Below are 18,617 nucleotides of genomic sequence, written 5' to 3'. Positions count from 1 at the left end.
TCCAGGTTGCGGCCGGGGCCGGTCTCGGGGCAGAAAACCGCCTGATCGCCCGGTACAAGGACCCGGCAGGAGGAAATCATTCGGTCTGGGCCGCGCTGCAACAGCTTCCGCGACGAAGTTCCTAGTTGCAAAGTTTCGCTGCCGTCCTTCTAATTGGACTAATTAAAAATCATCGGGAGGTACCAGCGTGTCTACAGTCAAACTGACGGTAAATGGCAAGGCGGTCTCGGCGGAGGTCGAGGACCGGACCTTGCTGGTCCATCTCCTGCGCGATCATCTCAATCTGACCGGCACCCATGTCGGCTGCGACACCAGCCAGTGCGGCGCCTGTGTCGTCCATATCGACGGCCGGGCCGTCAAATCCTGCACCGTGCTGGTCGGCCAGGCCAACGGCGTCAACGTCACCACCATCGAGGGTATTTCAAAGGGCGAGGAGCTGCATCCGATGCAGGCCGCGTTCCGCGACAATCACGGACTGCAGTGCGGCTACTGCACGCCGGGCATGATCATGTCGGCGATCGATATCGTGCACCGGCACAGCGGCAATCTCGACGAAGAGACCGTCCGGCACGAGCTCGAGGGCAATATCTGCCGCTGCACCGGCTATCACAACATCGTCAAGTCGGTGCTCGACGCCGCCGGACGCATGAAGGTTTCGCAGGCGGCGGAATAGCTGCCGCCGGCGAAAAGCTACCAATTCAAGACCGCCTCGTTTTGATGAAAACAGGCGGACATCAAAAACTCCGGTAGGGAGATCAGGACATGGGCGTTGAAGGCATTGGCGCAAGCGTTGTGCGCAAGGAAGACCGACGTTTCATCACCGGCAAGGGCCGCTACGTCGACGACATCAAGGTGCTGGGCATGACCCACGCCCATTTCATCCGCAGCCCCCACGCGCACGCCAAGGTCAAGCGCATCGATTCATCCGCGGCGATGGAAATGCCCGGCGTGGTCGGCGTGCTGACCGGCCAGCAGATCGTCGACGACAAGATCGGCAATTTGATCTGCGGCTGGGCGATCACCTCCAAGGACGGCACCCCGATGAAGATGGGCGCGTGGCCGGCGATGGCGCCGGAAACCGTGCGTTTTGTCGGCCAGGCGGTCGCCGTGGTGATCGCCGAGACCAAGAACCTGGCCAAGGACGCGGCGGAAGCCGTGGTGATCGAATATGAGCAGCTTCCCGCGGTCGCCGACGTGATATCGGCGATGAAGCCGGGCGCGCCGCAACTGCATCCGGAAGCGCCGGGCAATGTGGTCTATGACTGGGCGATCGGCGACGAAGCGGCGGTCAAGGATGCCTTCAGCAAGGCCGCCAATATGGTGACGATGGATCTCACCAATAATCGTCTGGCGCCTAACCCGATGGAGCCGCGCGCGGCGATCGCCGAATACAACGAAGCCGAGGAGCATTTCACACTCCACACCACGTCGCAGAATCCGCACGTCGCCCGTCTCATACTGTCGGCGTTCTACAATGTCGCCCAGGAACACAAACTGCGGGTGATCGCGCCCGACGTCGGCGGCGGCTTCGGCTCGAAGATCTACGTCTACCCGGAAGAGATGGTGGCGTTGTGGGCCTCGAAGAAAGTCGGACGCCCGGTGAAATGGACCGGCGACCGCACCGAGTCCTTCCTCACCGACGCGCATGGCCGCGATCACGTCTCGAAAGCCGAGATGGCGTTCGACAAGGACAACAAGATCATCGCGCTGCGGGTCAAGACCTACGCCAATTTCGGCGCCTATATGTCGCTGTTCTCGTCGGCGGTGCCGACCTATCTCTACGCGACCCTGCTGTCGGGCCAATACAATATTCCGGCGATCTATGCCGAGGTGATGGGCGTCTATACCAACACCACGCCGGTCGATGCCTATCGCGGCGCGGGCCGGCCCGAGGCAAGTTATTTGCTGGAGCGCATGCTGGAGACCGCGGCGCGGCAGTTGAAGGTCGATCCGACCGAATTGCGCCGCAAGAACTTCATCACGCAATTCCCGCATCAGACGCCGGTAATCATGGCCTACGACATCGGTGACTTCAACGTGTCGCTGGACGTGGCGATGAAGGCGATCGACTACGCCGGGTTCCCGGCGCGCAAGGCCGCCGCCAAGTCGGCGGGCAAGCTGCGCGGCATCGGCGTCTCCTGCTACATCGAAGCCTGCGGCATCGCGCCGTCGAAGGCGGTCGGTAGCTTGGGGGCCGGCGTCGGCCTGTGGGAGTCGGCGGAAATCCGCGTCAATCCGGTCGGCACCATCGAAGTGCTGACGGGATCGCACAGCCATGGCCAGGGCCACGAGACCACCTTCGCGCAACTGATCGCGGAGCGGATCGGCGTGCCGATCAGCCAGGTGCAGATCGTCCATGGCGACACCGACAAGGTGCAGTTCGGCATGGGAACCTATGGTTCGCGCTCGATCGCGGTCGGTGGCACCGCCATCATCAAGGCGATGGAAAAGGTCGAAGCCAAAGGCAAGAAAATCGCGGCGCATCTATTGGAGGCGTCCGAAGGCGACATCATCATCGAAAACGGCGAGTTCAAGGTCGCCGGCACCGACAAATCGATCGCGCTGCCGATGGTCGCGCTCGCCGCCTACACCGCGCACAATCTGCCCGATGGTATGGAGCCGGGCCTGAAGGAGACCGCGTTCTACGACCCGACCAACTTCACCTTCCCGGCCGGCGCCTACATCTGCGAACTCGAGGTCGATCCCGGCACCGGCAAGACCAGCTTCATCAACTTCGTCGCCGCCGACGATTTCGGCCGGCTGATCAACCCGATGATCGTCGAGGGCCAGGTCCATGGCGGCCTCGCCCAAGGCATCGGCCAGGCGCTGCTCGAACATGCCATCTACGACACCAGCGGCCAGCTCGTGACCGCGTCGTTCATGGACTACGCGATGCCGCGCGCCGACGATCTGCCGTCGTTCAAGCTGTCGCACACCCCGACGCTGTGTCCGGGCAACCCGCTCGGCGTCAAGGGCTGCGGCGAGGCCGGCGCGATCGGTGCATCGGCTGCCGTAATCAACGCCATCACGGACGCGATCGACAACAACAAACTCGAGATGCCGGCGACGCCCGACCGGGTGTGGCACGCCATCCACGGCAACGCATAACAGGGAGCACGATCATGTACGAGACATCCTATCATCGCGCCTCCTCGGTCGACGAAGCCGCGGCACTGTTCGCCAAGGGCTCGGACTCGAAATATCTCGCCGGTGGCCACACTTTGATCCCGGTGATGAAGCAGCGGCTGGCGGCACCCTCCGACGTGATCGATCTCGCGCGGATCAAGGATCTGGTCGGCATCGAAGCGTCCAGCGATACGCTGACCATCAAGGCCGCGACGACCTATTTCGACATCATGCACAGTGCTGATGTAAAGAGATCGATCCCGGCAATTGCCTACCTCACCTCGGTGCTCGGCGATCCCGCCGTGCGTCATCGCGGAACCATCGGCGGTTCGATCGCCAACAACGACCCGGCCGCGGATTTTCCGGCGGCCTTGCTGGCGCTCGGCGCAACCGTGAAGACCAACAAGCGCTCGATATCGGCGGATGATTTCTTCAAGGGCCTGTTCACGACCGCGCTTGAGGATGGCGAGATCATCACCCAGGTCGCATTCCCGGTTCCAGCCAAGGCGGGTTATGCCAAGATGCGGCATCCCGCATCGCGTTTCGCGCTGACCGGCGTGTTCGTCGCCCGCACCAAGGCGGGAGACGTCCGGGTCGCCGCGACGGGTGCATCGGAAAACGGCGTCATGCGAGTACCGGCGATCGAGGCGGCCTTGAAGGCCAACTGGTCGGCGGCAGCGCTCGACAGTATCAAGATTTCCGCCGGCGGGTTGTTGACCGATATTCACGGATCGGCGGCCTATCGCGCCAATCTGATCAAGGTAATGGCGCAACGCGCGGTCGCCGAAGCCGGCTGAGCTATAGAGCGGGATGTTATCCCGCTCTATCCCTTTATTTAAGCATGATCTCCGGGCAAACGCTTCGCGTTTGTCCCGCGGGAAAACCGGTACCCACTTTTCCGGATCATGCTCTATCCCATCTTGAACCATGCAAGCGGCGCGCAGCGATGCGCGCCGCTCTGCATTTGGTCATATTCCGACCAATTGACGCTTGCTATGCCGCCTCTAAGGCGAGACTATTTTGGCAGGAAACGTTCAATGGAAAAAAACAACGTGCTCGATAAATCAGCCCCGCAAGTCGCCACCCATGCCTCCGGCCCGCTGGCAGGCGTTCGCATCGTCGAATTCGCCGGCATCGGCCCCGGTCCCTTTGCCTGCATGATGCTGGCCGACATGGGCGCGGAGGTCGTCACGCTCGATCGCGTCGGTGCCAAGAAGAATCTGAAATCGGTCGCCGGGCGCGGGCGGAAGGTGGTCGAACTCGACCTCAAGGACAAGGCATCGATCGCGCAAGCGCTGGATCTCTTGGCCCATGCCGACGCGCTGGTCGAAGGCTTTCGTCCCGGCGTGATGGAGCGGCTGGGGCTCGGACCCGAAATGGTGCTGGCGCGCAATCCGCGTCTGGTTTACGGCCGCATGACCGGATGGGGTCAGGAAGGCCCGCTGGCGCAGGCCGCCGGCCATGACATCAATTATATCTCGGTCACCGGCGCGCTGGCCGCGATCGGTACCAAGGAGAGGCCGGTGCCGCCGCTCAATCTGGTCGGCGATTTCGGCGGCGGCGCGCTCTATCTCGTGGTCGGCGTGCTCGCAGCGCTGCTGGAAGCAAAAAAATCCGGCAAGGGCCAGGTGGTCGACGCCGCGATGTGCGACGGCGCGGCGTCGCTGATGTCGATGTTCTTCGATCTGGCGGCCGCGGGACGCTGGACCGATGAGCGCGAGACCAACCTCCTCGACGGCGGCGCGCATTTTTATGGCGTCTATGAATGCGCGTGCGGCCAGTTCGTCTCGATCGGCTCGATCGAGCCACAATTCTACGCGCTGCTGCGCGACCGCGCCGGCCTGTCCGAAGCCTGCTTCGATGCGCAGATGGACCGCGACGGCTGGCCGGGGCTGAAGCAGAAACTGGTCGAGGTATTCAAGACCAAGAGCCGTGACGAGTGGTGCAAGATCATGGAAGGCACCGACATCTGCTTTGCGCCGATCCTGACCATGCAGGAAGCGCCGCACCATCCGCATATGGCGGCGCGCGAGACCTTCGTCACGCGCCACGGCGTCACCCAGCCGGCGCCCGCGCCGCGATTTTCGCGCACGCCGTCCGTGATTCGGGATGCGGCGAAAGCGGATATCGCCGAGTTGACGGGCGAGTGGGGCGCGGGGAAGTAATTACCGCAAACACACCGTCATCCTGAGGTGCGAGCTCTCCCGGCAGCGCACTTGCGCTGTCCGGTGCGAGCCTCGAAGGATGGCCGCAAACACAATGCTGAACAACATCCTTCGAGGCGCGCAAGAAAGAGCGCGCACCTCACGGGTGAACGCAATTGCGTTCATCCCGGGGATGACGGTCAGGCCTGTAGGGTGGGCAAAGGCGCTCTTGCGCCGTGCCCACCATATCAATAGCGGATCGCTTGATGACGAAGATGGTGGGCACGCGGAGCCTGTCATCGGGCGCGCATTCGCGCGACCCGGTGGCTTTGCCCACCCTACGGGATATCTATGCCGCGTTATCCACCTTCAGCACGCCGCGCCTGATCTGGTCTTCCTCGATCGATTCGAACAGCGCCTTGAAATTGCCTTCACCGAAACCGTCGTCGCCCTTGCGCTGGATGAACTCGAAGAAGATCGGTCCGATCGCGTTGGCGGAGAAGATCTGCAGCAGCACCTTGGTGTGCCCGCCATCGACCACGCCCTCACCGTCGATCAGGATGCCGTCACGTCGCAGCCGCGCGACGTCCTCGCCATGACTGGGCAGGCGGTTGTCGATCTTCTCGAAATAGGTCTCGGGCGGCGACGGCATGAACGGCAGGCCGTCGGCGCGCAGCGTTTCGACGGTGCGATAGATATCCCTGGCGCCGCAGGCAATATGCTGGATGCCCTCGCCGCGATAGACGTTGAGATATTCCTCGATCTGGCCGGAATCGCCGGCATCCTCGTTGATCGGAATCCGGATTTTGCCCTCGGGGCTGGTCAACGCACGCGAGAACAGGCCCGACGCGCGTCCCTCGATGTCGAAGAAGCGGATCTGGCGGAAATTGAACAGTTTTTCATAGAAGCCGGTCCATACATCCATGCGACCGCGATGGACGTTATGGGTGAGGTGATCGAGATAAAACAGCCCCGCGCCTTCGGGGCGCGGATTTTGCGCCGCCAGCCATTCGAACTCGGAATCATAGGCCGAGCCCTTGGCGCCGTAGCGGTCGACGAAATACAACAGGCTGCCGCCGATGCCCTTGATCGCGGGGACATCGAGCGTTTTTTGCTCGGCCGAAATCTCGGCCGGCTCGGCGCCCAGCGACAGCGCGCGTTCATAGGCCCGCTTCGCATCGACCACCCGGAACGCCATCGAGGGCGCACACGGTCCGTGCGCTGCAACGAAGGCAAAGCCGTGGGTTCCAGGCTCCTCGTTGACCAGATAATTGATGTCGCCCTGCCGGTAGACAGTGATCTTCTTGGTGCGGTGGCGCGCCACCGGCGCATAGCCCATCAGCTTGAACAGCGCGTGCAGCTCCGAAGGATTGGGATGGGCGTATTCGACGAACTCGAAGCCGTCGGTGCCCATCGGATTGTCAGCGCTGATGATGGCGGCCGGGGCGTCGTGCGGAAATGGTCCCATATCGAATCTCCTGATTCTGTTGGAAGCAGTTTCCGCCATCAGGGCCGCAAAGTGCATGCAAATGAAGCCGCCTTCCGCTATATTGATGCATGATTTGTGCATCATATGGGCATTATACGCATGATATCCGTGGACAGCTTTGACCTCAAAATATTGAGCGCGCTGCAGGACGACGGCCGCCTCACCAACCAGCAACTGGCCGATCTGGTCGGCCTATCGGCGTCGCAATGCTCCCGGCGGCGCATGCGGCTGGAAGAGGAGAAGGTGATCGCGGGCTATCATGCTGATTTGGCCAGCGAAGCGCTCGGCTTCAACCTGATCGCCTTCATCCACATTACGCTGGCGACCCATTCGCCGGACAATGCCAAGCGATTCCGCGCCCTGGTCAACCGGGTCGACGATATCCAGGAGGCCTATTCGCTAACCGGCGACGCCGATTACCTGCTGAAGGTGATATTGCGCGATCTCAAAAGCCTGTCCGACATCGTCAACAACGTGCTGATGCCGCACCAGAGCGTGGCGCATGTTCGCTCCTCGATCGTGCTCGATCGCCTGAAGGAAAGCGCGAAACTGCCGCTCAAGGCATTGCGCTAGCAGGTCCCAAATCGAGGGAAATTCGCCATCGCGCCCGGCTTTGGATTTGGGATAATCCGTAACAACTCAACGGGGGATCAACATCATGGCCCTGCAACTCCGGCCGAACTGCGAATATTGCGACAAGGATCTGCCGCCAGACGCAACGGACGCTCGCATCTGCAGCTATGAATGCACGTTTTGCGCGGATTGCGTCGAGACCAACCTGCAAAACGTCTGCCCGAACTGCGGCGGCGGTTTTGCCCCGCGGCCGATCCGGCCGGCGAAGCCGTGGCGGCCAGGCGTCTGCGCCGAGGCCCAGCCGCCGTCGGACAAACGCGTCCATCTCAAGTACAGCCATGACGACGTCGCGGCGCACTGCTCGCGGATCAGGGATATTGCGCCGGAAGCGCGGTGACGTTCCAACATCGTCATTGCGAGCCAACGGGTCCGGCCTCTGGCCGGCCCGATGACAGGCTCCGCGAAGCAATCCAGTCTTCCTTGTGGCTCTGGATTGCTTCGTCGCTGCGCTCCTCGCAATGACGAACAATCACTCCGCCGGCAGGATCGTCCCTTCGACTTCACCAAAACCGACGCGATAGCCGTCACCCTGGCACCAGCCGCGCATCACCAGTGAATCGCCGTCTTCGAGGAAGGTGCGCTTGGCGCCGCCGGGCAGCTCGATCGGTTCGGTGCCGTTCCAGCTGATTTCCAGGAGGCTGCCGCGCGCGTCCTTGTCCGGGCCGCTGATGGTGCCGCTGCCAAGGACATCGCCGACATTCATGGCGCAGCCGGACGAGGCGTGGTGCACCAATTGCTGCACCGACGACCAGTACATGTATTTGAAATTGGTGCGGCTGATCCGCATTGCCTCGTTCATCGCCGGCGTGCGCAGGCCGACATCGAGCTGCAGATCGTAATTATTCGCCTGCGCCTGCTTCAAATATGGCAGCGGCGCCGGATCCTGCGCCGGCCCATGCACGCGGAACGGCTCCAATGCTTCGCGGGTGACGATCCACGGGCTGATCGAGGTCCCAAACGCCTTGCCCTGGAACGGCCCGAGCGGCACATATTCCCATTGCTGGATATCGCGTGCGCTCCAGTCGTTCAAAATCACAAAGCCGAAGATCATCTCTTCCGCCTGGCTCTCGGTGAGCATCTCGCCCATTTTCGACGGCTGCCCGACCACAAAACCCATTTCGAGTTCGAAATCGAGCCGCTTGCAGGCTCCAAAACTCGGCACCTCGGCGGTCGGCGGTTTGAGCTGGCCGCGCGGCCGGCGCACCTTGGTGCCGCTGACCACCACGGTGGAGGCACGGCCGTTGTAGCCGATCGGCATATGCAGCCAGTTCGGCTGCAGCGCGTTGTCCTTGCCGCGGAACATAACGCCGACATTGGTGGCGTGCTCCCTCGACGAATAGAAATCGGTGTAACCGGCGACCGCGATCGGCAGATAAAGCTTGACGTTCGCCATCGGTACCAGCGCGCGCGAGCGCAATTCACTGTTGTCGCGCAGCTCCGGATTGTCATGCCGCAGCAATTCGCTGATCCGCGCGCGCGTCTGCGACCAGACTTTGGGACCTAACGCCATGAAGGCGTTCAGCGTCGGCCCGGCGAACACCCCGAGCGCGCCGACATCAAGCCTCGAGTCCTGTTCGAGCTCCCAGAGATCTAGCACGTAATTGCCGATCGCGACGCCGACGCGCGGGGCAAGTCCATCCTTCGACGAGAACACGCCATAAGGCAGGTTCTGGATCGGGAAGTCCGAGGTGGCGTCGACGTCGATGAAGGAGCGGAGTTTTGGGTCGTTGGGGTGAGGCATCGTTTTTCCGAGATTAGAGGTGTTTTCGAAGGCGGCTCTCTTCACCCTCCCCTGGAGGGGGAGGGTCGACGCGACCCGGCGACGCGCAGCGTCGTCCGGTAGAGCGGCGGGGTGGGGTGGCGATGCGTTGTGCCGTAACACTGCTCCACCCCACCCCGTCTCACATTTCGCTTCGCTCAATGTGAGCCGACCCTCCCCCTCCAGGGGAGGGTAAGAAACTCTACGGCTTGTTCGGATCGAAACGCTTCTCCAGGCCGTTCCAGCAATCCGCGTAATCGTCCTGCAGGGTCGGGGTTTCAGCGGCGTGTTTGGTGACACGCTGCGGGTAGCGGGTTTCGAACATGAAGGCCATGGTGCCGGTCAGCTTGACCGGCTTGAGTTCGGAATTGCTGGCGTGGTCGAACGCCTGGCGATCCGGCCCGTGCGGCAGCATCATGTTGTGCAGGCTGATGCCGCCGGGCGTAAAGCCTTGCGGCTTGGCGTCGTAGACGCCGTAGATCAGCCCCATGAATTCCGACATGATGTTCATGTGATACCAGGGCGGACGGAAGGTGTTTTCCGCCACCGCCCAGCGCTCCGGAAAGATCACAAAATCGATATTGGCGGTGCCCGCGGTCTCCGACGGCGAGGTCATCACCGTGAAGATCGACGGATCCGGGTGATCGAACCCGATGGCGCCGACCGGCGAGAACGTCCGCAAATCGTATTTATACGGCGCGTAATTGCCATGCCACGCCACCACGTCGATCGGCGAATGCGGCAAGGTGGTCTTGAACAGCTCGCCGCCCCATTTCACGAACAACTCGGTCGGCGTGTCCTTGTCTTCATACGCCGCCACGGGGGTGAGGAAATCGCGCGCATTGGCCAGGCAATTGGCGCCGATCGGGCCGCGCTCCGGCAGCGTGAAAGCGCCGCCGTAATTCTCGCAGAGATAACCGCGCGCCGGACCGGACGGAATCTCGACGCGAAACTTCACGCCGCGCGGAATCACCGCGATTTCGGCGGGCTCGATATCGATGCGGCCGAACTCGGTGACGAAGCTCAAATTGCCCTGCTGCGGTACGAACAGCATCTCGCCATCGGCATTATAGAAATGCTGATCGACCATCGACTGGGTGATCAGGAAAACATGCGCGGCCATGCCGGCCTGGGTGTTGGCGTCACCCGCCGTGGTCATGGTCTGCACGCCCTGCAAGAAGGTCTGGTCGTGCGTTGGAATCGGCGCCGGATCCCAGCGCAATTGCGCGATCGGCAACCCGGCTTCGTGGCACGGCGCGGTGCGCCACAGTCCCGCATCGATCCTGGCAAAGCGTCCCGAGTGCCTGACCGACGGCCGGATGCGATAGAGCCAGGAGCGCTCATTGCTGCCGCGCGGCGCGGTGAACGGCGAGCCGGACAATTGCTCGGCGTAAAGTCCGTAGGCGCAGCGCTGCGGCGAGTTGCGGCCGATCGGCAGCGCGCCTGGCAGCGCCTCGGTTTCGAAGCTGTTGCCGAAGCCGGACATATAGCCCGGCGCGATGCCGACGGAAGCCCGGTTGATGATGTCAGGCGAGGTATTGATGTTCATGGTCATCCTCCTTGCAAGCTGGCCCACATTTCCTGATCGCGCTTGTCGGTCCAGATCACGGGATCGTCGATCCCCGACGCCTCGTCGAACGCCCGCGAGACGTTGAACGGCAGGCAGTGCTCATAGATCGCAAAGCTCGAGAACTTCGGATCCATCACCTCGCGGGTGGACGCCATCGTCTCCTTGAGATTGCGGCCCTTGGCGACCGCGCTTTCGGCCGCACCATACAGCGTCGAGACGAAATCGCGGGTCATCGCGATGGCGTCGCGGCCGGTCGCGATGCCTTTCAGCGCATCACCGCGGCCCGGCGCGATCGCCTTGGGATTGAAGGCCCGGATTTCGTTCAGCGTCGCCGGCCATTCGCGCAAGTGAGCATCGCCGCAATAACAGGCGGAATGATATTCGATCAGATCGCCGGAAAACATCACTTCGGCATCCGGCACCCAGGCCACGATATCGCCCGAAGTGTGTCCCGCGCCGAGCTGCATCAGCCGCACTTCGCGCTTTCCGAGATAGATCGACATCTCGCCTTCGAAGGTCAGCGTCGGCCAGGTCAGTCCGGGAATGCTCTCGGCATCCTGGAACAGCCGCGGAAAGCGGCCATATTCCGAATCCCAATCCTGCTGGCCGCGCTCTTCGACCAACCGGTAGGTCTCCTGCGACGCGATGACGCCTTGCGCCTTGTAGGCGGAGGCGCCGAGCACGCGCACCGCGTGATAATGCGACAGCACGACATATTTGATCGGCTTGTCGGTGACCGTGCGCACCCGCTCGATCACTTTATTGGCCATCGCCGGCGTCGCCTGCGCGTCGAACACCAGGCAGCCATCATCACCGACGATCACCGCGGAGTTCGGATCGCCTTCCGCCGTGAAGGCATAGAGATCAGTGCCGATCTCGGAGAAGGTGATCTTCTTTTCCGCCATGTCGGTGGTGGATGCGAAACCTTTTGCCATTTATTTTCTTTCCTTCGAGATATTTGTTTGAAAGGCCAAGACCGTCATTGCGAGGAGCTCTTGCGACGAAGCAATCCAGTTCTTTCTGTCGCTCTGGATTGCTTCGCTTCGCTCGCAATGACGGCTAAACATATTTTCATTCTTTCTATTGTTGCTGTTGCTGCGCCTGTTGGTCTGCTGTCGCCATCCGCCGCTTTGCAAGCTCAATTGCCTCGCGCAACACCCCGATATCGCCGATATGGTTGGCCAGGATCAGCACCAGCGCCGCATCGAGATCGGCGCTCTGCGCGTCGCTCAGGCCGCGATGAGCCTCGACGACCGCGCGAAACGCGTCATCCGGCTTGGTGAAATTCGATTCCGTCGACAATGTCATGCGCGCGACTTTCAGCTATGGCCCGTGGCACGCGCCAGCGCGGCGTCGAGCGCGGCGCGGGTCGGATGCCGGAAACGGGCCGCGACATAACCATCCGGCCGCAGCAGATAGGCGGTGCCGGGTTCGGCATCGTAGCGCCGGGACGCCAACCCCTGCGGATCGGCCAACCCGTCAGGACCGCCGATACGGATCACGCCGACGTCCTCGGGCGTATCGATATCAGCGCCATTGCTGAACGCGAGCAGCGTAAACCGCTTTCCCGCCTTGATGAAGGCTTCGGTCAGGAATGCGGCCTCGCCGGCAACCGGCGCATCGGGCATCGAGGTGCCGGGCCGCGGACCACCGCGCCAGTCGTCACCATCGGCCGAGGACAGCGGCGATTCATAGACCGAAGGCACCGAGAGCCGTCCGCCATTGATCATACGCTTGCCGAATTCGGTTTCCTTGGCCAGCGACAGCACGGCCTTGCGCAATCGCGCCTCCTGCGGTGAAACAGGCGCCATGAAATCGGTCGAACGGGTCGATTCCCGGATGTTCTCATCCGCCGCGGCACTTCGCTCGGTGTGATAGGTCGCGAGCAACGCTTGCGGTGAACTTCCGCGCAGCACGCGGTCCAGCTTCCACGCCAGGTTCTCGGCATCCTCCAGCCCGGAATTGGCGCCCCTCGCCCCGAACGGCGAGACCTGGTGCGCGGCATCGCCGGCGAACATCACCCGGCCGTGCAGAAATCTTTCCATCCGTCGGCACTGGAATTTGTACAGCGAGATCCATTCGAACTCGAACTTGTCGTGACCCAGCATGCGCGCGAGCCGCGGCCGGACATTTTCCGGCCGCTTCTCGACCGTCGGATCCGCGTCCGGATTGAGTTGCAGATCGATCCGCCAGATGTCGTCGGGCTGCTTGTGCAGCAGCGCCGACCTTCCGGCGTGAAACGGCGGGTCGAACCAGAACCAGCGCTCGGTGGGAAATTCGGCCGCCATCTTGACGTCGGCGATCAGGAACTGGTCTTCGAACACCTGACCGGCAAACTCAGCGCCCACCATTTGACGCAACGACGACCGCGCGCCGTCGCACGCCACGAGATAGCTGGCTCCAATCCGATAGGGCCCGTCCGGGGTCTCGATCGTCAGCACCACATGGTCGTTACGGACTTCAAGGCCCGTCACCTTGTTGCGCCAGCGCAGATCGATATTGGGAAGCTCCTCGACCCGATCCACCAGATAGGCCTCGGCGTAGAATTGCTGGAGATTGATGAAGGCGGGCCGCTTGTGGCCTTGTTCCGGCAGCAGGTTGAACTGATAAAGCAGGTGGTCGCCGTGAAAGATCTTGCCGACACTCCACACCACGCCCTTGTCGACCATGCGCTGGCCGATGCCGAGCCGGTCCCAGAATTCCAGCGAGCGCTTGGAAAAGCAGATCGCGCGCGAACCCTCGCCGATCCGGTCGGCGTCGTCGAGCAGCACAACGGACTGGCCGCGCTGCGCCAGGTCGATCGCCAGCGACAGCCCGACCGGACCGGCGCCGACCACCACGACGGCATGTTCCGCGGGGTCGCCATCGCGCCGATCCTGATCGGGATGGCGACGGTAGCCGAATTGGGTTTTGGTCTGCGCCATGTCTTCAACCCTTGACGTTCAACCTTTGCAAACCTTGGACTGGTCAAGCAACCGGATCACGGCTAAGATAGTTTCACGTGCAACTATCTTAAACGCCTGACGCGTCCCGCCGTCAACTTAAATTGGAGCGGCTTTGGCAAAACTCGATCTTCTTGGATTTATGCCGTTCCGGCTCAGCCGCCTGGCCGCCGAGGTCAGCATGGCGCTGGCGAGCGAATATGCCGAACGTTACGGCCTCGACGTTCCCGCATGGCGCGTGATGGCGACATTGGGATTTCGCGAGACCCCGTGCAGCGCGCAATTTATCTCGCAATGCACAAGAACCCACAAATCGACCATCAGCCGGGCGGTGACGTCCTTGCTCGAGCGCGGCGCCATCGAACGGGTCGAGAATGCGGACGACCGCCGAGAATTCGACCTGCGGCTCACCCGTAAGGGCCGAAAACTCTACGAGGAATTGTTCCCGCGGCTGTTGCGCAAGGAGCAGGACATCCTGTCCTGCCTCTCGCCCCGCGAGCAAAGGGATTTTGCCATGCTGCTCGGCAAGATCGAGCAGAGCCTCGATCTGGTGCAGACGCCCCACGAGGTGAGCAAGACGGAGGCGTATTAATGTAACTGCCGTCATGGCCGGGCGTAGCCGTCTGAAGGACGGCGTCGCTTCCAGCTCGCCTATGGCCGGCCATCCACGTCTTCACGCAGTCCTATCAAGAAAGACGTGGATGCCCGGCACAAGGCCGGGCATGACCAGCGTTATTTAGTCATCACCGCCCTACTTCGCGGCCGTCACCACGATCTCCACGATATGCGGCGCTTCGAGATCGACGCCGATGCAGGCCCGCATCGGCGGATTTTTGGGATCGACCCATTCGTCCCAGGCGCGGTTCATCTCACCCTTCTGCTTCATGTCGGTGATGTAGACGATCGCGGACAGTATCCTGCTCTTGTCGGTGCCGCACAGTGCGAGACTCTCGTCGATCCGCGCCAGCGCCTTGACGGTCTGCTCATACAGCGACGGCGTCACCGGATCGGGCGCGACCGCCACGGTGAACACCAGGCCGTCATGAACGACGGCGCGGCTCCGGGTTGGCGTCAATCCAGCAAAGCGAGTGATCATGGCCTGCTCCCAAGGTGTTTGGCGATGTAACCAGCCATCTGTTCGCTCGCTTGATGCTACTTGTTGCGATTCTACTTGGCGAATGAGCGCGACGGCGGCAAATGCAACGCAAATGCATCGACCTTGTCGCTGGCGCGTGGATAAATCTCGCTCACGATCGGATCGTGGCCGGGGATGAAACGATCGGGATGGCCGGCCAGCCGCTCGACGACCTCCCAGCCCTGCGCCATGTCGCCGATGTTATAGACGATCGGAAACGGGCTGCGCTTGTGCAGATTGCCGTAGTAATGCGCCGCGTCCGACGCCAGCACCACCGGGCCGCGCGCGGTTTCGATCCGCACCACCTGCAAGCCGTCGGAATGGCCGCCGACACGATGCACCGTCACGCCCGGCGCGATCTCGCCATCGCCGGAATGGAAGGTGACGCGCTCACCGAAGACATGACGCACCATCAGGGTGACATGCTCGACCGAAAACGGATGCCGCAGCATGCCGTTGCACATGCAGCGACCGGTGGCATAGCTCATCTCGCGCTCCTGGAGATGAAACCGTGCGGCCGGAAAGCGATCGAGATTGCCGGCGTGGTCGTAATGCAGATGGGTAACGACAACATCCCTGATGCTGTCGGCCTGGACCCCGAAACGATCCAGCGCGTCAACCGGATTGAGCGTCAGCTTGCGGCCGCGTAATTGCGCTTCCTCGGCGTTGAAGCCGGTATCGACCAATATGTCGCGGCCCGCCCCTCGGATCAGCCAGACGAAGTAATCGAGGTCCTGGGCCGTGGTCTCGTGCGGATCCGGCACCAAATAGTTCAGATGAGGCGTGCGCGGCGACATCGTCGCATAGCGCAGGGCATAGATTTCGTAGACGTTTCCCGTTGGATTCATTTTTTGGCTTCGCTTTTTTCCTGGGGTTTCATCATTGTTAAATCAGCGGCCGGCCGATTGCCACACCAAGCCATTGTCATTGGCAAAGGCCCCTGCGCAAGGTCAGATCTGCGAAGATCAGACCTGCGAGTGTCAACGCCGCGCAGCAAAGGTTACGGCTGGATGTCGCCGGCATGACAGGCGTCGCGCACAAAATGTGAGGCCAATCACATTGTCCGGCGCAGGTTCGGTTCATGAACCAACCTATGCGCCATGGGATGCGAGCCCATCCTGGCTCGGATTTATGTCCTCGAACGGTCAGGTGGCATCGCGGTTAATCGTCGCGATAAGCCCGACGCCGCAAGCGGTTGACGGGTGGCGGCCCCGGTTTGATAATGCAGACTGTGTAGAGTAAGGTCGCCGAGGCGCAAGCTGGGATCGGCGCCTTGTTGGCTGGACCCCCGTCGCATGAAAATTTGCTTCGCATTGCTTGTGACCTCGATTTTGGCGATTGCACCGATCAACCGATCGGTCGCCGCGGATAGCCGGGCCGACCGCTTTGCGTTGGTCATCGGCAACGCAAAATATCCGGATGCCGACGCGCCGCTGAAAGAGCCAATCAACGACGCCCGTGACATTGCCGACGAACTCAAGCGCGACGGTTTTAGTGTCGATATCGGGGAAAACCTGACCGGCGACGGCATGCGGCGCGCCTTCGACAAACTATATGGCCGCATCAAGCCGGGCTCCGTAGTGCTGGTTTTCTTCAGCGGATTCGGCGTTCAGGCCGCGCGCCAGAGCTACATGATCCCGGTCGACGCCCAGATATGGACCGAACCGGATGTTCGCCGCGACGGCTTCAGCCTGGAAACCGTGCTGGGCGAAATCAACAATCGCGGCGCGGGCGTCAAAATCGCCCTGATCGACGCCTCCCGCCGCAATCCGTTCGAGCGCCGGTTCCGCAGCTTTTCCGCCGGCCTCGCACCGGTAATCGCGCCGAACGGTACATTGGTGATGTATTCGGCGGCGCTCAGCTCGGTCATCTCGGACAATGGCGGTGATCACAGCCTGTTCGTGCAGGAGCTGCTGAAGGAAATCCGCGTTCCCGATTTGATGGCGGAAGAGACGCTCAACCGGACCCGCGTCGGCGTCACCCGGGCTTCCCGCAGCGAGCAAGTGCCGTGGATTTCGTCCTCCCTGGCGGAGGATTTCGCGTTCATTCCGGGGACCAACACAAGCGCGAACGGCTCACGGCCTCAAAATGGACCTTCGAATGGGCCTTCAAACGGACCGTCGAGCGCGCCATCGCCCGCAGTCGCGCTCAATACGCCTCAGGCTTCCGAACCTCCGGCGCTGCCGCGGTTTGATCCACCACCGCCGATCAAGCCGCTCGAAACCCCGACGCCCCCCGCGACCAATCCGGAGGACAAAAGCGACGGGGCATCCGCTTCGGCGCTCGCCCGCGATCCGATCATCCAGGACCTGAACAAAAAGCTCGCGGAGAATCCCGACGACGCCAATGCGCTTTACCGCCGTGGCCAGGTCTTTGCCAGCAAGGGGGCCTACACCCTTGCCATCAATGACTTCTCCGACTCGCTGCGGCTGAACTCAAAGGACGTCGAAGCCTATAACAACCGCTGCTGGGCGCGCACCGTGATCGGCGATCTGCAGGCCGCCCTGAAGGATTGCAACGAGGCACTTCGGCTGCGCCCGAGCTTTGTCGATGCCCTGGACAGCCGCGGCCTGCTCAATTTGAAGAGCGGGCAAACCAAGAATGCGATCGCCGATTTCGACGCCGCCCTGAAGATCAATCCGCGATTGACCTCGTCGCTGTATGGCCGCGGGCTCGCCAAGCAGCGCAACGGCTCGGTATCGGAGGGCGATCTGGACATTACCAACGCCAAGGCGATGGATCCGAATATCGTCAAGGAATTCGCTAGTTACGGGGTAAATTGACCCGGATTTAGGTTGCAGGGGACTGCTGCTTGCTCGAACCTCGGGACGGCACCAGAGACATACTGACAGGATAGTATCGCGAATTAAGGCGGTAACCGCCAGGATCTGTGACCTTTGTCACGGCGGTTGATTTTTAGCTGTATTAAACCGCGCTCATTGCGCAGGAGGGACCAGCAATGTCGAAAATTTTTGGAACAAGAAAGCTGACCGCGATCGTTTCGATCATGACCGTCGGCGCCGCGCTTTCGATCGGGGTGGGAAAAGCTGTCGCCGGCGATAACAATGTCACCGAGGATCAGATCCTCCAGGCGCTGAGCCCGCCGAAAAAGCCCTTGACCAGAGGCCTGTCGGTAGGGCCGCAGGCCGATCCGGCGAGCGTCGCGGCCGAAGGCGCTTTCGTTCAGAAGATCCGGAACCGGGCGACCCGTTCACTTTCGACCGGCGAACGCGAGGAAATCGCCACCATCGCGAAGAGCAAGCCGAACATCGATCTGGAAATCAACTTCGACTACAATTCAGCCGATATCAGCAGCAAGTCGCTGCCCTCGGTTCAGGCCCTCGGCAAGGCATTGACCAACCCGGACTTGAAGGGCTCGACCTTTATCGTCGCGGGCTATACCGACGCGGCCGGCGGCGAGGGCTACAATCAGGATCTGTCCGAGCGGCGCGCCGACGCGATCAAGCGCTATCTGAGCGACAAGTTCGGCGTCGCCGGCAGCGATCTGGTGACCGTCGGTTACGGCAAGACCAAGCTGAAAGATCCCAGCCAGCCGCTGGCGGACGTGAACCGCCGGGTGCAGGTCGTGAACATGCAGAACAAAGAGACCGCGTCCAAATGAGCTTCCTGTCCAAGTGAGCTTCCCTTGCAAGTGAGCCTCCCTCGAATGTTCCGGTGAACGGAGACCTCAAGGGAGCCGTATTTGAAGCAATCTTGGAGGCAATCTTGGCGTGGCGTGGACTAAAGCTTTACCGCTACAATGCGTCCCGCACCCTGCGGGACGTGCTGTTTCAAAAGCGCCCTCTGCGCTAGAGGACA

At 61.8% G+C, this 18,617-nt stretch carries 17 protein-coding genes; 9 read left to right on the top strand and 8 right to left on the bottom strand.

The annotated features are described in order from the left end of the window. The first annotated feature begins 187 nt into the window (after nucleotides 1-187). The 4 genes from GSQ88_RS32980 (at nucleotide 188) to GSQ88_RS32965 (ending at nucleotide 5,291) form a co-directional block, all read left to right on the top strand. Nucleotides 188-673 (top strand): (2Fe-2S)-binding protein, encoded by a 486-nt coding sequence (locus GSQ88_RS32980; protein WP_159012427.1) that lies wholly within the window; start codon nucleotides 188-190, stop codon nucleotides 671-673. A gap of 89 nt (nucleotides 674-762) precedes the next feature. Then, nucleotides 763-3,108, top strand: a complete 2,346-nt coding sequence (locus tag GSQ88_RS32975) for a xanthine dehydrogenase family protein molybdopterin-binding subunit (RefSeq protein WP_159012426.1) — start codon at nucleotides 763-765, stop codon at nucleotides 3,106-3,108. A 14-nt stretch (nucleotides 3,109-3,122) separates the two neighbouring features. Next, nucleotides 3,123-3,923 (top strand): FAD binding domain-containing protein, encoded by an 801-nt coding sequence (locus GSQ88_RS32970; protein WP_159012425.1) that lies wholly within the window; start codon nucleotides 3,123-3,125, stop codon nucleotides 3,921-3,923. A 255-nt stretch (nucleotides 3,924-4,178) separates the two neighbouring features. Then, on the top strand, nucleotides 4,179-5,291 hold the full coding sequence (locus tag GSQ88_RS32965) for a CaiB/BaiF CoA transferase family protein (protein WP_283810729.1): 1,113 nt from the start codon (nucleotides 4,179-4,181) through the stop codon (nucleotides 5,289-5,291). Nucleotides 5,292-5,619: 328 nt separating this feature from the next. Here the strand turns inward: GSQ88_RS32965 and hppD are convergent, their stop codons facing one another. Continuing rightward, entirely contained in the window at nucleotides 5,620-6,738 is a 1,119-nt protein-coding gene (gene hppD, locus GSQ88_RS32960; RefSeq protein WP_159012423.1) for a 4-hydroxyphenylpyruvate dioxygenase, read from the bottom strand. Nucleotides 6,739-6,858: 120 nt separating this feature from the next. On the opposite strand from hppD, the gene GSQ88_RS32955 reads away from it, so the two are divergent. Further along, on the top strand, nucleotides 6,859-7,332 hold the full coding sequence (locus GSQ88_RS32955) for an Lrp/AsnC family transcriptional regulator (RefSeq protein WP_159012422.1): 474 nt from the start codon (nucleotides 6,859-6,861) through the stop codon (nucleotides 7,330-7,332). A gap of 85 nt (nucleotides 7,333-7,417) precedes the next feature. Next, entirely contained in the window at nucleotides 7,418-7,729 is a 312-nt protein-coding gene (locus GSQ88_RS32950; RefSeq protein WP_159012421.1) for a DUF1272 domain-containing protein, read from the top strand. Between the two features lie 132 nt (nucleotides 7,730-7,861). Here the strand turns inward: GSQ88_RS32950 and fahA are convergent, their stop codons facing one another. From fahA to GSQ88_RS32925, 5 genes are all read right to left on the bottom strand, one after another. Next, the gene (gene fahA / locus GSQ88_RS32945; RefSeq protein WP_159012420.1) at nucleotides 7,862-9,133 is read right to left on the bottom strand and encodes a fumarylacetoacetase; all 1,272 of its coding nucleotides are present in this window, start codon (nucleotides 9,131-9,133) and stop codon (nucleotides 7,862-7,864) included. Nucleotides 9,134-9,353: 220 nt separating this feature from the next. Further along, on the bottom strand, nucleotides 9,354-10,700 hold the full coding sequence (gene hmgA, locus GSQ88_RS32940) for a homogentisate 1,2-dioxygenase (protein ID WP_174248171.1): 1,347 nt from the start codon (nucleotides 10,698-10,700) through the stop codon (nucleotides 9,354-9,356). Nucleotides 10,701-10,702: 2 nt separating this feature from the next. Beyond that, nucleotides 10,703-11,656 (bottom strand): MBL fold metallo-hydrolase, encoded by a 954-nt coding sequence (locus GSQ88_RS32935; protein ID WP_159012418.1) that lies wholly within the window; start codon nucleotides 11,654-11,656, stop codon nucleotides 10,703-10,705. Nucleotides 11,657-11,801: 145 nt separating this feature from the next. Further along, nucleotides 11,802-12,029, bottom strand: a complete 228-nt coding sequence (locus GSQ88_RS32930) for a DUF2783 domain-containing protein (protein ID WP_159012417.1) — start codon at nucleotides 12,027-12,029, stop codon at nucleotides 11,802-11,804. 11 nt (nucleotides 12,030-12,040) lie between these two features. After that, nucleotides 12,041-13,645, bottom strand: a complete 1,605-nt coding sequence (locus GSQ88_RS32925; RefSeq protein ID WP_159012416.1) for an FAD-dependent oxidoreductase — start codon at nucleotides 13,643-13,645, stop codon at nucleotides 12,041-12,043. Between the two features lie 160 nt (nucleotides 13,646-13,805). On the opposite strand from GSQ88_RS32925, the gene GSQ88_RS32920 reads away from it, so the two are divergent. After that, on the top strand, nucleotides 13,806-14,255 hold the full coding sequence (locus GSQ88_RS32920) for a MarR family winged helix-turn-helix transcriptional regulator (protein WP_159012780.1): 450 nt from the start codon (nucleotides 13,806-13,808) through the stop codon (nucleotides 14,253-14,255). 159 nt (nucleotides 14,256-14,414) lie between these two features. On the opposite strand, the gene GSQ88_RS32915 is transcribed toward GSQ88_RS32920, so the two are convergent. Both GSQ88_RS32915 and GSQ88_RS32910 read right to left on the bottom strand, forming a co-directional pair. Beyond that, nucleotides 14,415-14,759, bottom strand: coding sequence for a RidA family protein (locus tag GSQ88_RS32915; protein WP_159012415.1), 345 nt, complete (start codon nucleotides 14,757-14,759; stop codon nucleotides 14,415-14,417). Nucleotides 14,760-14,830: 71 nt separating this feature from the next. Beyond that, on the bottom strand, nucleotides 14,831-15,646 hold the full coding sequence (locus GSQ88_RS32910; protein ID WP_159012414.1) for an N-acyl homoserine lactonase family protein: 816 nt from the start codon (nucleotides 15,644-15,646) through the stop codon (nucleotides 14,831-14,833). Nucleotides 15,647-16,093: 447 nt separating this feature from the next. Here GSQ88_RS32910 and GSQ88_RS32905 point away from each other — a divergent pair, with 447 nt between their 5' ends. Both GSQ88_RS32905 and GSQ88_RS32900 read left to right on the top strand, forming a co-directional pair. After that, entirely contained in the window at nucleotides 16,094-17,581 is a 1,488-nt protein-coding gene (locus tag GSQ88_RS32905) for a caspase family protein (protein WP_159012413.1), read from the top strand. 176 nt (nucleotides 17,582-17,757) lie between these two features. Further along, entirely contained in the window at nucleotides 17,758-18,420 is a 663-nt protein-coding gene (locus tag GSQ88_RS32900) for an OmpA family protein (RefSeq protein ID WP_159012412.1), read from the top strand. Nucleotides 18,421-18,617 lie beyond the last annotated feature (197 nt).

Source organism: Bradyrhizobium sp. S69, from assembly GCF_009766005.1.
GTDB lineage: Bacteria > Pseudomonadota > Alphaproteobacteria > Rhizobiales > Xanthobacteraceae > Bradyrhizobium.
This window is presented reverse-complemented; position numbering and strand designations above follow the sequence as displayed.